At 65.9% G+C, this 13065-nt stretch carries 14 protein-coding genes; 7 read left to right on the top strand and 7 right to left on the bottom strand.

The window, feature by feature from the left end; translation table 11 throughout:
* Positions 1-152 precede the first annotated feature (152 nt).
* The gene (locus tag F3J19_RS22075; protein WP_167046018.1) at positions 153-770 is read left to right on the top strand and encodes a TetR/AcrR family transcriptional regulator; all 618 of its coding nucleotides are present in this window, start codon (positions 153-155) and stop codon (positions 768-770) included.
* Positions 771-1041: 271 nt separating this feature from the next.
* On the opposite strand, the gene F3J19_RS22070 is transcribed toward F3J19_RS22075, so the two are convergent.
* Positions 1042-1254 (bottom strand): hypothetical protein, encoded by a 213-nt coding sequence (locus tag F3J19_RS22070; RefSeq protein ID WP_167046015.1) that lies wholly within the window; start codon positions 1252-1254, stop codon positions 1042-1044.
* A gap of 260 nt (positions 1255-1514) precedes the next feature.
* On the opposite strand from F3J19_RS22070, the gene F3J19_RS22065 reads away from it, so the two are divergent.
* Positions 1515-2591 (top strand): LysR family transcriptional regulator, encoded by a 1077-nt coding sequence (locus F3J19_RS22065; protein ID WP_167046012.1) that lies wholly within the window; start codon positions 1515-1517, stop codon positions 2589-2591.
* 91 nt (positions 2592-2682) lie between these two features.
* On the opposite strand, the gene F3J19_RS22060 is transcribed toward F3J19_RS22065, so the two are convergent.
* The 5 genes from F3J19_RS22060 to F3J19_RS22040 all read right to left on the bottom strand — a co-directional run bounded on the left by F3J19_RS22060 (position 2683) and on the right by F3J19_RS22040 (position 7390).
* Positions 2683-2913, bottom strand: coding sequence for a DUF2795 domain-containing protein (locus tag F3J19_RS22060; RefSeq protein ID WP_167046009.1), 231 nt, complete (start codon positions 2911-2913; stop codon positions 2683-2685).
* A gap of 161 nt (positions 2914-3074) precedes the next feature.
* Positions 3075-3326, bottom strand: a complete 252-nt coding sequence (locus F3J19_RS22055; RefSeq protein ID WP_167046006.1) for a hypothetical protein — start codon at positions 3324-3326, stop codon at positions 3075-3077.
* A gap of 210 nt (positions 3327-3536) precedes the next feature.
* Positions 3537-5270 carry a ClcB-like voltage-gated chloride channel protein gene (locus F3J19_RS22050; RefSeq protein ID WP_167046003.1) on the bottom strand — a complete coding sequence of 578 codons (1734 nt, stop codon included), beginning with the start codon at positions 5268-5270 and terminating at the stop codon, positions 3537-3539.
* A 112-nt stretch (positions 5271-5382) separates the two neighbouring features.
* Entirely contained in the window at positions 5383-6120 is a 738-nt protein-coding gene (locus F3J19_RS22045) for a glutathione S-transferase (protein ID WP_167046000.1), read from the bottom strand.
* Positions 6121-6289: 169 nt separating this feature from the next.
* Positions 6290-7390, bottom strand: a complete 1101-nt coding sequence (locus tag F3J19_RS22040) for a YeiH family protein (protein ID WP_167045998.1) — start codon at positions 7388-7390, stop codon at positions 6290-6292.
* 125 nt (positions 7391-7515) lie between these two features.
* On the opposite strand from F3J19_RS22040, the gene F3J19_RS22035 reads away from it, so the two are divergent.
* From F3J19_RS22035 to F3J19_RS22025, 3 genes are all read left to right on the top strand, one after another.
* A complete protein-coding gene (locus tag F3J19_RS22035; protein ID WP_167045995.1) occupies positions 7516-8409 on the top strand; it encodes a LysR family transcriptional regulator in 894 nt (297 codons plus the stop codon).
* 261 nt (positions 8410-8670) lie between these two features.
* On the top strand, positions 8671-9465 hold the full coding sequence (locus tag F3J19_RS22030; RefSeq protein WP_167045992.1) for a TIM barrel protein: 795 nt from the start codon (positions 8671-8673) through the stop codon (positions 9463-9465).
* A 76-nt stretch (positions 9466-9541) separates the two neighbouring features.
* Positions 9542-10525 (top strand): sugar kinase, encoded by a 984-nt coding sequence (locus F3J19_RS22025; protein ID WP_167045989.1) that lies wholly within the window; start codon positions 9542-9544, stop codon positions 10523-10525.
* Positions 10526-10582: 57 nt separating this feature from the next.
* Here the strand turns inward: F3J19_RS22025 and F3J19_RS22020 are convergent, their stop codons facing one another.
* On the bottom strand, positions 10583-10765 hold the full coding sequence (locus F3J19_RS22020) for a hypothetical protein (RefSeq protein WP_167045987.1): 183 nt from the start codon (positions 10763-10765) through the stop codon (positions 10583-10585).
* Between the two features lie 30 nt (positions 10766-10795).
* Here F3J19_RS22020 and F3J19_RS22015 point away from each other — a divergent pair, with 30 nt between their 5' ends.
* Together F3J19_RS22015 and F3J19_RS22010 are read left to right on the top strand one after the other, a co-directional pair.
* Entirely contained in the window at positions 10796-12085 is a 1290-nt protein-coding gene (locus F3J19_RS22015) for an MFS transporter (protein ID WP_167045984.1), read from the top strand.
* A complete protein-coding gene (locus tag F3J19_RS22010; RefSeq protein WP_167045981.1) occupies positions 12085-13050 on the top strand; it encodes a D-glycerate dehydrogenase in 966 nt (321 codons plus the stop codon). The genes F3J19_RS22015 and F3J19_RS22010 overlap by 1 nt, the downstream gene beginning before the upstream one ends.
* Positions 13051-13065 lie beyond the last annotated feature (15 nt).

Here is a 13065-nt window from a genome sequence, read left to right as displayed (position 1 = left end):
GCAAGCCGCGGCGGCCCGCCAGCGAGGACCCGTGCGCCGATCATGCAAATGGCATACGGAACCGACTCTGAATGATGCCTTGCATTCTAATACACAGCTGTATTTGAATGTCGAGGTGAATCGGAATTCTTTTCGGTGCTAGACTTGCGCCCATGAAACGGCAACGACTGACAAGAGAGCAAAGCAAGGACCAGACGCGGGAGCGTCTGCTCGATGCTGCGCAGACGACTTTTATGAAGAAAGGTTTCGTCGCGGCGAGCGTCGAAGACATTGCGGCGGCTGCGGGCTATACGCGCGGCGCGTTCTATTCGAACTTCCGCAGCAAGACCGACCTCTTTCTCGAATTACTGCGGCGCGATCACGAAACGATGCAGGCGGGGCTGCACGCGATCTTCGAGAGCGCGGCGTCGCGCGAGGAGATGGAAGCGCGCGTGCTGCATTACTACAGCACGCTGCATCGCGAGAACAAATGCTTCCTGCTGTGGGTCGAGGCGAAGCTGCTCGCGGTGCGCGACGGCCGTTTCCGGCCGCGTTTCAACGCGTTCATGCACGAGAAGCTCGAACAGCTAGCCGCGTATATCCGCGAGTTTTCGGTGCGGGTCGGCACGCCGCTGCTGATGCCGCCCGAGCAACTGGCTATCGGCCTGATGGGCCTGTGCGACGGTATGCACTTCTTCTATTCGGTCGATCCGCAGAATGTGCCGACGGAGAAGGTCGAAACGGTGCTGGCGGGATTTTTCGCGCGTGTGGTGTTCGGGCGCGAGGCGTGAGTTTCGGCTTGGGGGAATGCAGGGGGACTGCGCAGCCGGGCTCCCTCGAAGGTGGGTAGCCTTGTGGCACGGCGCGCGATCGTGAGATGGTCGCGCGCAGTTGAAATTGCGCCGAAGCGAAGCGGAGGGAAATGCGGTGAAGCCGTATTGAATTCGCGCAAGAATTACAAAAACGCGCGCAATCTACGAGCGGACCAGGCGAACTGAACGAGCGAACGCGCGACCCAGTCTGGATCGCGCGTCGGATACGACAAAACGGAAACGGCGAAAATCAGTCGACCGGCAATTGCGCGCAAAGGTCGGCGGCCGGTGCCGCGCAAGCGAACGCATATTGGCCGCTTGTATTGATGATCTTTTCCCCCGCGTGCAGGGCGACCTTGATGTCCGGGCAACGCTCGTAACCGATGTAGGCCGAGCTGGCCGCAGCGGACCAGCAGACAAGCGTAAACGCGATTTTTTCTAGGAGATGAAAGCGATGTGGCATGGCGGTAATTTCCTTTTGGCCGCCATTTTACCAGTTAACTAGGGTTTATACCTAGCTAAAACCCATAATAGACTCAAAAATAGTGGTGCGGCAGTCAAGCCGCATCGAACCTGACGGGAATGTCATGTCCAGGTCAGGGTTGGGACATGATCCGATCGATACAATCGGTTCATCGGGCAAACCCGCGCGCGCTCCTGGCGCACGGGTCGACAGGCGGCAAGCTCGCGCCGGCCCGGCTTTACCGAGGCAGGAGTCGTCCCATGAATCAACTGCAGTCGATGCGCGTGTTCGTCAAGGTGGCGGATCTCGGCAGTTTCGTCGGCGCGGCAGGCGCACTCGATCTGTCGACCGCGGTGGTCACGCGGCACGTGGCGGATCTCGAAGCGCGGCTCGGTACGCGCCTGCTTAACCGCACCACGCGTCGTCTGTCGCTGACCGAGTCCGGCGCGACCTATCTGGAGCGCGTGCGCCATATTCTCGCGGACCTCGAAGGCGTCGAGCAGATGGTGGTGGCGCGCAATCACGAGCCCGTCGGCACGCTGCGCATCGTCGCGCCGGTCGTGTTCGGGCTGCATAGTCTCGCGCCGGTCGTGCAGTCGTACGCGGCGCGCTATCCGGACGTCCTGCCCGATGTCACGCTCGCCGACCGCAACGTTGATCTGGTCGAAGAAGGCTTCGACGTCGGTATTCTGGTCGCGCGACACATGCGCAGCGCGAGCATCGTCACGCGGCGTTTGACGACCGGCTACATGACGGTCTGCGCAACGCCGGCTTATCTCGCGCAGCATGGCACGCCAACGCGCCCCGAGCATCTGCTGCAGCATTCGTGTCTGAGCCGGCCGGCCGAGCAGGGCGGCGGCGAGGAGCGCGTGTTCAAGGGGCCGGACGGCGAAGTGCGGGTGCGGCCCGTCAACGCGATCGCCGCGAACAATACCGAAATGCTGCGGCAGTTTGCCTTGCTGGGCATGGGCGTGGCGATCCTGCCGAGCTATCTGATCGGGCGCGATCTGGCGGCGGGGCGCCTTGTGCGTCTGCTCGACGACTACAGCCTGCCGCCGATCGAAATCACGATTGCCTACCCGAGCCGTCTGCATCTGCCGGCGAAGGTGCGCACCTTTATCGACCACCTGGTCGATCATTTCCAGCCCGGTAGCGGTCTCACGCGCGATTCGCGCGGCGTGGCGTTCGCGCCGTCCGTCGCGGAGCCGGTGTTCGGCATGGCGGGGGCCGACGATTTCGACGCGCCCGAACTGCCGGATGCATTGCGTGAAGCAGACGAACCGGCGCGCCGCGTACCGCATGCATCGCGTGCCCGGGTGGCGGCGCCGCAGTTCTGATTTCCGTCTGATTGATCGCGGTGTGCTGCTCACGGCAGCCAGGACGGCCTAGCTGTACGCACGGCTAGCACGGCCAGCGCGGCCGCCGCGCCTAAGCCCCTAGCCCCGGACCATAGTTGCCGCTGATCAGTCGCGTGACCGACGCAATATCCACGTAGTCCTGCTCCGGCATGCCGTCGAGCATCGCCAGCACTTCGTTGCTCGCGCCGGCTTCGCGCGCGGCGTCGACGAGCGCGTCCTTATTGGTCGGAAAGCGGACTTCGCTGAGAAGATCTGCGATCTGCAAATCGATCGATTCGCCGGGGATGTCCGAGGCAGTCATGCGCATGCTCCTGTGCTTGCTGTTGTTATGGCCGCGGCGTCTTCTGCGGATAGCCCGATGGCATTGCCGGGGGGCCGCGAGCGCATCCGGGCACCATGCGCCCCGGCTTTCATCGTAAAACTATTCAGCCGCTCGCGCCGGGTACGTCGTCGAGTTCGAACTCAGGTTTGCAGATGCTCGTTCTGCCCGGTGAGGCTGCGCTCCAGATGGCGCGATTTCGGCAGCGCGATATGTTCCCATTGCTGCGGACGGTCGTCGGTGCTCGATACGCCGGGGGCAGGCGGCGCGACCGGCGCGGCGTTCGCGCGTTGCGCGAGCGTGGTGGAATCCGCGCTGTCCGGGGCGGTGCGAACCGGGGCGGCAAAGCACGAGGCGGACAGCGTCACCATGGTCAACAGTGTCGAGGTTTTCATCGCCCGACCTCCTAAGCTCATGCGGCGCTGACAGTTAAGCAAGCTCTGTGCCGTTCCCGCGTCGAAAGGAAGGCGCAAGCTACAGGTGGCGTGGCGATGCGCGGCCGATGCCCATCTACCATCTTAGATGGCAAATCCTGCCATGCGCGCACATTCGTGACAAAACCGCATTGTAGATTTCAGATGATGGCACGAATGCGGCAGCACCGCCTAGCGCGACGGATTCATGCGGAAGTACGCGTCGAGTAGCGATGTCTTGTAGACCACACCCGCGAGCGTCGGATGCGCGGTACTCTCGACCACCGGCAGCCGCTCGCCCTGGAACGCCATGAAGTGCTGCAGCGCGACGCCGAGCGACATGTCCGGCGTGAGCACGTCGAAATGCGGCTGCAGATAATCGGCGGCGGTCTTCGCCGACGTATCGCGTTTATCGAGCAGATCGGACGTGATGTCCTTCAGCGCGACCACGCCGAGAAACGCGCCCGATTCGTTGGCGACGTACAGATACTTGACCGGATATTCGAGGAATACGCGCGTCATGTCGTGCACGGTCGCGTTCGGCGGCACGACCGTCTGCGCGGGACGGATCAGCTCGCGCATCTGCGTCGCGCGCAGGCGCGTGCGTTCCTGTTCCTCGCGATTGCGGCGCAGCGTGATCTCGTACATCGAGGTCTTGCCGATCGCGCGCGAGATGAAATACGCGACCACGCACGACACCATCAGCGGCAGCACGACCTGGTAGCTCAAGGTCATCTCGAAGATCATCAGGATCGCCATCAAGGGCGCCTGGGTCGCGCCGGCGAGGAAGGCACCCATGCCGACCATCGCATACGCATAGGCGGCCGAGGTCGCGTGCGGCCACAATTCGTGCATGCCCTGGCCGAACAGCGAGCCGACTGCCGCGCCGACGAACAGCGTCGGCGTGAAGACCCCGCCGACCGCGCCGGAGCCCGCGGTCGCCGCGGTCGCCGCGAGCTTGCAGACCAGCACGACGACGAGCGCGCTCCAGGTCCACGGCGAGTGCAGGATCGAGTTCACGACGCTGTAGCCGTTGCCCCATACCTCGGGCTCCCAGGTCGAAATGATGCCGACGATCAGGCCGCCGAGCGCAAGCCGCAGCGGTAGCGGCACCGGCAGCTTGCGAAAGCTCGCCTTCGACGCGTCGAGCAGCCGCAGGAATTGCGGCGCCGCCGCTCCGCACAGTGCACCGAGCGCGACGAAGAGCAGCACTTCCACGCCGGTCACGGTCGGGAACACCGGCATTTCGTACGGCGGCTTGTAGCCGGCGAATTCGCGCATCGTGATGTTCGCGACGACGGCCGCGACCACGACCGGCCCGAAGCTCTCCATCGCGATCGAGCCGAGCACGATCTCGGTGACGAAAAACGCGCCCGCGATCGGCGCGCTGTACGCGGACGTGATACCGGCCGCCGCGCCACAGGCCACCAGAAGGCGCAGCCGCGGCGGATCGAAGTGGACCCAGCGGCCGATCAGCGAGGCGCCGAGCGCGGCCAGTTGCACCATCGGACCTTCGCGGCCGATCGAGCCGCCGCTCGAAATCGTGAACAGCGACGACACGCTGCGCCACAGGCTCAGCCGGACCGGCACGACGCCGTCGCCGATCGCGACCGCTTCCATGTAGTCGGTGTGCGCGCATTTGTCGGCATGACGCTGGGCGACCAGCAGAAGCAGGCCGGCGATCAGGCCGCCCGCGGCCGGCAGCCCGATGCGCATGGTCCACGGCAGGCTGCGCGCCATGTCGACGAAACTGCCGACGCGCCCGGCCATCGCGAATTGCAGCAGCTCGATGCCCTTGCGAAACACGATGGTGGCAAACGCGCCGGCGATGCCGACCACGACCGACCAGACCAGCATCGTGTGGGCATCGGAGAGACGGAACAGGCGTTGGGCGCGGGTGCGCAGCTTCAGCAGGAATGAAAGCACGTCGACGGTACAAGGCGTGAGGCAGGGTTGAGGAAGGCGCATCACAACAGCAGCGCGCCCGCCTTCGATGGCGGGCGCGCTGTCGCGGATGGGCGGGTATCGGCGGCGTGGATCAAGGCGCCGCCTTGTCGAGTTCCGGGTAGTGCCGGAAGACGCAGGCTTCGTTGTGCTCGATGCGCCTGTCGGAGTTCAGATACGCGGCGATGTTCGGCCGCGCCATCACCATGTCGTGCAGCGCGGCGAGCCGCGGATAGTGTTCGCCGAAGTGCTTCAGCGCGCGCGGAAACGCGTACAGCAGACCGTCGATCAGCTGGAACATCGACAGATCGACGTAGGTGAGCGTATCGCCGACCATGAAGCGCTCGCCGGCCGGGTTCTGTTTCAGCACGCGTTCGAAGTACGACATGAACTTCGGCAGGCGGTGGTCGATGAAGTCGTGCGCGCGCGCTTTCGCGGCGTCTTTCTGGTCTTCGTAGTAGAGCGAGCTCGAGAGCGGGTGATGCGTGTCGTGCGCTTCGGTCACGACGTCGGCGATCGTCAGTTGCAGGCCGTTCGCGACATAGCGCAGGCTCTCGACCGCCGGCGCGAGATTCAGGCGCCGGCCGAGATAGAGCAGGATGTTGGCGGTCTGCGAGATGACGAGATCGCCGTCTTTCAGGAACGGCGGCGCGAACGGCGGATACGGCTCGTCGGGGCTCGCCAGCAGCGCCATCATCGCCTCGGTGCCGAGCCCTTTCGAAGGCTTGCCGCGCGCGACTTCGACGTAGGCCACGCCGGCTTCCTCGAGGGCAAGCCGCACGAATTCGCCGCGGCCTTGCAGGCCGTCCCAGTAATAGAGTTCCAGGCTCATCGATCGATCCTCATTCCGGTTGCCCGGACGCGTTGCCGGAACAGCGCGTGCGGGCGGGTTGCATGAGCAAAGTTCGCAGCAACGAGTATGCCGCGCGAACGCGCCGAATGGGGCGCCGGAATGCGCAAAACCCCGCGCGCGGCGGGGTTGGCGTCAAGGCGGGAACGGTCTAGCGGAACAGGTACTGGACGGTCCATGTGATTCCCAGTCCGCCCGCGATCAGCCACACGTACAGGATCAGGCCGGTGCTCAGCGCGCGCGGGCCGGCTTCGCGAATCTGCGAGAGGCGGGTTTCGATGCCGAGCGCGGTCATGGCCATCGTCAGCGCGAAGGTGTCGAGCAGGTTCAGCGTCGACGTCGCGTTCTCCGGCAGCACGTGTAGCGAATTGAGCACGACGCAGGCGAGGAAGCCGAGCGCGAACCAGGGGATGGCGAGCTTGCGCGGCGTGCTATTGGTATTGCCGTTGAGGTTGCCGCTCGCGGTGCCGTCCTGCGTGCCGCGCGCCGCGCGGTTCACCCACAAACCGACCACGAGCAGCACCGGCACCAGCAGCATCACGCGGGTCATTTTCACGATCGTCGCGATGTGGGTCGCTTCGGGGCTCACGTTGCTGGCCGCGCCGACCACCTGCGCGACCTCGTGGATCGTGCCGCCGAAGAAGAGGCCCGCGCCGACCGTATCGAGATGCAGCCAGCCGGCCTTGAACAGGATCGGGTAGAGGAACATCGACAGCGTGCCGAACAGCACGACGCTGCCTACCGCCATCGCGCTCTTGTGCGGCTTCGATTGCAGCGTCGATTCGAAGGCGAGCACGGCGGCCGCGCCGCAGATCGCGCTGCCGGCGGCGGTCAGCAGCGCCGTGTCGCGGTCGAGCTTCATGATCTTCATGCCGGCCCACGTGCCGATCGCGAGCGTGCTGACGACGATCAGCACCGACTGCGCGAGCCCCGGCAGGCCGACCTGGGCGATTTCCTGCAGGCTCACGCGCAGGCCGAAGAACGCGACCGCGATGCGCAGCAGCTTGCGCGCCGAGAAGTTGACGCCGGCCGCCCAACTGGCCGGCATGCCGTCGCGCAGCGCGTTGCCGTAGAGCGCGCCCGCGACGATGCCGACGATCAGCGGGCTCAGGCCCAGCCCGGCAATCGCCGGGATCGCCGCGATGCGCGTGACGGCGGCCGCGAAGAGTGCGACGAACAGCACGCCGTTGAGCTGGCCGCGGGTCGAATGCGCGGCGGTGACGGCGGTGAGCGGTACGGTTGGGGTGGACATGGTGAGCGCCTTGGTATCCGGCTTGGCTGGCTGATTGCAACGGGGCTAATCCTAAATTAGATATATCGATATGAAAAATCATGATTTAGAATGTGAAGTATCGGTACAGCAGATACTTAGTCAGGATGACCCCGGATCAGCTTATAACTTTCGCCGCCGTCGCCGAGCATCGCAACATCAGCCGGGCGGCAGTGGCGCTGCATCTGTCGCAGCCGGCGGTGTCGGGCCAGCTGCGGCAGTTGCAGGACGAATTCGGCGAGCCGCTGTATCAGCGTGACGGCCGCGGCGTGCGCCTGACGCCGGCCGGCGAGCAACTGGCGAGCTATGCGGCACGGCTGCGCGACACCTGGCGCCAGGCGCATGCGTATCGCGACGCGCTGCGCGGGCTCGAACAGGGCACGCTGCGGATCGGCGCGAGCACGACGCCGGCCAGTTATCTGCTGCCGTATCTGATCGCCGAGTTTCATCAGCGCTACCCGGAGGTGACCGTGCATGCCGCCGACGGCAACACGACCGAGATTGTCGGCGCGCTCGGCGCGGTCGATATCGCGATGGTCGAAGGGCCGGTCGGCGACGATCTGCCGCCCGGCACGGCCGTGCATGCATGGCGCGAGGACGAGATCGTCGCGATCATGCCGAACTCGCATCCGCTCGCGCAGCAGGCGAGCGGCGGGCGCATCGGGCTCGCGGCGTTCGGCGCCTGCCCGCTGGTGTTGCGCGAAACGGGCTCGGGTGTGCGGCAGACGGTTGAGCGTGAGTTCGCGCGCGCGGGCGTGCCGATGCGCGTGGCGCTCGAAATCGCCGGCGTCGAGGGCGTGAAAGAGGCGGTGCGGGCCGGCATGGGCGTGGGCTTCGTCTCGGCGATGTCGATGCGGCATGAGAATGGCGCGCTGCGTCTGCTGTCGCTGAGTCCCGAGCCGCTGACGCGCCGGCTGTCGATTCTGGTGCCGCATGCGAATGCGCCGTCGCGGGTGGTCGAGCAGTTTCTGGCGCTGTGTCTCGCGGAAGGGGGCGGGTGAGTTGCGGTTGGCAGGATTTGTGTGGCGGCCAGGAGCCCGATTGGCTCGATGCGCACTGCGCGAGCAGTTGCGAATCACGGAGTCGTGTCTGGCGCGGTTCGCATGCTCTCGTGCCTGCTCAGCCTGGGGATTTCCTCTATGGTGCGCAGCGATGGTCCCGCGCACTATTCGGGCATCGCAAGCGCCTCGGCGCTTTTTTTCGAAATGCTTTTGGAACCGGTTCCAAACCACAGTTTCCAGGCGGAATTGAGCGGATTCGACATGTCTGATGCAATGGAGATCGTGATCGTCGCAAGCGCGTTCGGCATGGACGCGGTGCGGGCGAGCGGTCATCTGAAATGGGCGCGCGTGGCGCGGCAGGTGGGTGCGGCGGGTTTCGAAGTGCGCCGCGAACTGTTCGCGAGCGACGCGGACGCGGCTCCCGGGCAACTGCGCGCGCTTGGCGCCGCGCTCGCGGAGCTGGGCCTGTGGTCGGTGTTTTCCACGCCCGCTTCGCTGTACACGTCCGCTGGCCGGTTCGATGCCGAGGCGCTACGTCTCGCGCTCGACGAAGCCACGGCACTCGGCGCGCGCTTCGTCAAGCTGCAATTGGGCGGCTTCGCCCATGATGCCGAGGGCGCGGCCATCGTCGCTCAACTGATGCAGGCGAAGCAGCAGGCGCGGGGCGCGCAGCCGAGGCTCGTCGTCGAAAACGGGCAACTGGCCGAAGGCGGTTCGCCCGCGCAGTTCGTCGGACTGTTCGACGCGCTCGCGCGCGAAGGCCATGCGGGTCGGCTCGGTATGACCTTCGATATCGGCAACTGGGCGTGGCTCGATGTCGCGCCGCTCGACGTGGCCGAGCGGCTCGCGTCATATGTCGAATACATCCATTGCAAAACAGCGGCCGGCGAGGGTGCGCGGCGATTTCCGGCGGCGCCGGCCGAGGACGACGCGCAGTTCCGTGCCGTGCTTGACCGCTTGCCGCGCCATGTGCCGCGCGGCATCGAGTTTCCGTTCGACGTGAGCCGGATCGGGACGGACGCCGCGCGTTACGTCGAATGGCTCGCGAGCGTTTAGGCAACAGGCCACGACGCATAACTCCACAGCAACGTAACACCGAGTACCCAGCACCCGCACCACCCAGGAGCCCAGCATGACCCACCCCCATCCCGCCCTCGACGTCATCACCTACGGCGAAGCCATGGCGATGTTCGTCGCCACCGAAACCGGTCCGCTCGCGGGCGTCGGGCAGTTCGCGAAGCGCATCGCCGGGGCCGATCTGAATGTCGCGACCGGCCTCGCGCGACTCGGCTTCAAGGTGGGCTGGATGAGCCGCGTCGGCGACGATTCGTTCGGCCAGTACGTGCGCGACACGCTGACCAAAGAGGGCATCGATCAGCGCTGCGTGAGCACCGACGCGCGCTATCCGACCGCCTTCCAGCTGAAGTCACGCAACGACGACGGCAGCGACCCGGCGGTCGAGTATTTCCGCAAGGGCTCGGCGGCGAGCCATCTGTCGCTCGACGACTACGTCGCCGATTACGTGCTCGGCGCGCGCCACTTGCACCTGACCGGCGTCGCGCCGGCGATCTCGGCGAGTTCGCGCGAACTCGCGTTCCATCTGGCTCGCGAAATGCGTGCGGCGGGCAGGACGATCTCGTTCGATCCGAATCTGCGCCCGACGCTGTGGCCCTCGCGAGAGGCAATGGTCGACGGGCTCAACGCGCTGGCCGCGCTGGCCGACTGGGTGCTGCCCGGCATCGGCGAGGGCGAGATTCTGACCGGCTATACGCAGCCCGAGGACATCGCGAAGTTCTATCTGGAGCGCGGTGCGCGCGGCGTGATCGTCAAGCTCGGCGCGCAGGGCGCGTACTACCGCACCGCGAGCGAGGCCGCCGTGATCGCGGGCCAGCCGGTCGCGAAGGTCGTCGATACGGTCGGCGCGGGCGACGGCTTCGCGGTCGGCGTCATCAGCGCGCTGCTCGAAGGCCGGACGCTGCCGCAGGCGGTCGCGCGCGGCAACCGGATCGGCGCGCTGGCGATTCGGGTGATCGGCGATTCCGAGGGTTTGCCGAGTCGGGCCGAGCTCGACGCGCTCGAACTGGCCGACGGGGCGCGCGTCGCGAATGCGGCGTAAGGCGGAATCGGGCATGGCCTGAAATGACCTGAAGCCGCGTGTCATGCGAAGTGAACGTCACTCGAATCTGAGCGGTATGTGCCCCGTATGTGCCCCGAACGTATCGGTGGAACGCATCGCGAGCGGCGGCAGCAACAGCAGCAATAGCAACGACAGCAGCAACAGCACCAGCGTCCGCGCACCCTCGCGCCACCTCGACCACAACAACAGCACGTACCGCGCGCCACGCTTTTTCATCATCGTTTAGGGAAGCCGTACAAGGAGACACCCATGACCTCATCACTCGCGATTCGCCGCTGGTGGACGATCATGCCGATCGTATTCATCACCTACAGCCTCGCCTATCTCGATCGCGCGAACTTCGGCTTTGCGTCGGCGGCCGGCATCAACGACGATCTCGGCATCGGCAAGGGCCTCGCGTCCCTGATCGGCGCGCTGTTCTTTCTCGGCTACTTCTTCTTCCAGATTCCGGGCGCGATCTACGCCGAGCGCCGCAGCGTCAAGAAGCTCGTGTTCTGGAGCCTCGTGCTGTGGGGCGGCTGCGCGGCGTTGACCGGCATGGTCAGCAACATCCCGTCGCTGATGGTGATCCGCTTCGTGCTCGGCGTCGTCGAAGCCGCCGTGATGCCGGCGATGCTGATCTTCATCAGCAACTGGTTCACGAAGAGCGAGCGCTCGCGCGCTAACACGTTCCTGATTCTCGGCAATCCGGTCACGGTGCTGTGGATGTCGGTCGTGTCGGGCTATCTCGTGCATTCGTTCGGCTGGCGCCAGATGTTCATCGCCGAGGGCGTACCCGCGGTCGTCTGGGCGGTCTGCTGGTGGTTCCTCGTCAAGGACAAGCCCGAGCAGGTATCGTGGCTCACGCAGGAGGAAAAGGACGCGCTCGCGCAGACGCTGCGTGCCGAGCAGGCCGCGATCAAGCCGGTGCGCAACTACGGCGAGGCGTTTCGCACGCCGGCCGTCGTCAAGCTGTGCGCGCAGTATTTCTGCTGGAGCATCGGCGTGTACGGCTTCGTGCTGTGGCTGCCGTCGATCCTCAAGAACGGCTCGTCGCTCGGCATGGTCGAGACCGGCTGGCTGTCGGCGCTGCCGTATCTGGCCGCGACGATCGCGATGCTTGCGGCTTCGTGGGCATCGGATAAACTCAACCGCCGCAAGGTGTTCGTGTGGCCGTTCCTGCTGGTCGGCGCCATCGCGTTCGCGGCGTCGTACGGGCTCGGCTCGTCGCACTTCTGGGTCTCGTATGCGCTGCTCGTGATCGCGGGCGCCGCGATGTACGCGCCGTACGGCCCGTTCTTCGCGATCGTGCCGGAATTGCTGCCGAGGAACGTCGCGGGCGGCGCGATGGCGCTCATCAACAGCATGGGCGCGCTCGGTTCGTTCGTCGGCTCGTACGTGGTCGGTGATCTGAACGGCGCGACCGGCACGCCCGCCGCCTCGTATGCATTCATGAGCGTGGCGCTCGTCGCTGCGGTGATCCTGACGCTCGCCGTCAAGCCGGCCGCCGTCGAACGACGCGACTCCGCTCGCTCCACCGTCGCAAGGAAAATAAGCTGATGAAGAAGATCGTCGCCTGGAAGGCCTTACCCGAAGACGTGCTCGCGTATCTGCAACAGCATGCGCAGGTCGTGCAGGTCGATCCGTCACGGCATGACGCGTTCGTCGCCGCGCTGCGCGACGCCGACGGCGGCATCGGTGCGAGCGTGCAGATCACGCCGGCGATGCTCGACGGCGCGAGCCGCCTGAAGGCGCTCTCGACGATCTCGGTCGGCTTCGACCAGTTCGACGTCGACGACCTCACGCGCCGCGGCATCGTGCTCGCGCATACGCCGGACGTGCTGACCGAATCGACCGCCGACACCGTGTTCGCGCTGATTCTCGCGTCTGCGCGGCGCGTCGTCGAACTCGCCGAGTGGGTCAAGGCGGGGCAGTGGCGCGCGAGCATCGGTTCCGCGCAGTTCGGGCTCGACGTGCAGGGCAAGACGCTCGGCATCGTGGGGCTCGGGCGGATCGGCGGCGCGGTCGCGCGGCGCGCGGCGCTCGGCTTCAACATGACGGTACTCTACACGAACCGCAGCGCGAATCGCGAGGCCGAACAGGCCTATGGCGCGCGGCGCGTGGAGTTGGCCGAACTGCTCGCCGAGTCCGACTTCGTCTGTCTGCAGGTGCCGCTCACGCCGCAAACGCGGCATCTGATCGGCGCGAACGAGCTGCGTGCGATGAAGAAGAGCGCGATCCTGATCAACGCGTCGCGCGGCGCGACCGTCGACGAAGCCGCGCTGATCGAGGCGCTGCAAAACGGCACGATCCACGGCGCGGGGCTCGACGTGTTCGACACCGAACCGGTGCCGGCCGATTCGCCGCTGCTGACGTTGCCGAATGTGGTGGCGCTGCCGCACATCGGTTCGGCGACGCACGAGACCCGCCATGCGATGGCGCTCGATGCGGCGCGTAATCTCGTGGCCGCGCTCGACGGCACGTTGACGAAGAACATCGTCAATCGCGCGGTGCTGGCGAAGTAAGGACGGTCGCGCGCG

Origin of the sequence: Burkholderia sp. Ax-1724, assembly GCF_011752995.1 — a bacterium.
GTDB lineage: Bacteria > Pseudomonadota > Gammaproteobacteria > Burkholderiales > Burkholderiaceae > Paraburkholderia.
This window is presented reverse-complemented; position numbering and strand designations above follow the sequence as displayed.

Bases quoted from the DNA above. Each gene is read 5' to 3' on its own strand.
- F3J19_RS22045 (WP_167046000.1), bottom strand. From the start codon at position 6,120: ATGAGCCTGGAACTCTATTACTGGGACGGCCTGCAAGGCCGCGGCGAA.
- F3J19_RS22040 (WP_167045998.1), bottom strand. From the start codon at position 7,390: ATGTCCACCCCAACCGTACCGCTCACCGCCGTCACCGCCGCGCATTCG.
- F3J19_RS22015 (WP_167045984.1), top strand. From the start codon at position 10,796: ATGACCTCATCACTCGCGATTCGCCGCTGGTGGACGATCATGCCGATC.
- F3J19_RS22075 (WP_167046018.1), top strand. From the start codon at position 153: ATGAAACGGCAACGACTGACAAGAGAGCAAAGCAAGGACCAGACGCGG.
- F3J19_RS22020 (WP_167045987.1), bottom strand. From the start codon at position 10,765: ATGATGAAAAAGCGTGGCGCGCGGTACGTGCTGTTGTTGTGGTCGAGG.
- F3J19_RS22010 (WP_167045981.1), top strand. From the start codon at position 12,085: ATGAAGAAGATCGTCGCCTGGAAGGCCTTACCCGAAGACGTGCTCGCG.
- F3J19_RS22070 (WP_167046015.1), bottom strand. From the start codon at position 1,254: ATGCCACATCGCTTTCATCTCCTAGAAAAAATCGCGTTTACGCTTGTC.
- F3J19_RS22065 (WP_167046012.1), top strand. From the start codon at position 1,515: ATGAATCAACTGCAGTCGATGCGCGTGTTCGTCAAGGTGGCGGATCTC.
- F3J19_RS22055 (WP_167046006.1), bottom strand. From the start codon at position 3,326: ATGAAAACCTCGACACTGTTGACCATGGTGACGCTGTCCGCCTCGTGC.
- F3J19_RS22025 (WP_167045989.1), top strand. From the start codon at position 9,542: ATGACCCACCCCCATCCCGCCCTCGACGTCATCACCTACGGCGAAGCC.
- F3J19_RS22060 (WP_167046009.1), bottom strand. From the start codon at position 2,913: ATGACTGCCTCGGACATCCCCGGCGAATCGATCGATTTGCAGATCGCA.
- F3J19_RS22035 (WP_167045995.1), top strand. From the start codon at position 7,516: ATGACCCCGGATCAGCTTATAACTTTCGCCGCCGTCGCCGAGCATCGC.
- F3J19_RS22030 (WP_167045992.1), top strand. From the start codon at position 8,671: ATGTCTGATGCAATGGAGATCGTGATCGTCGCAAGCGCGTTCGGCATG.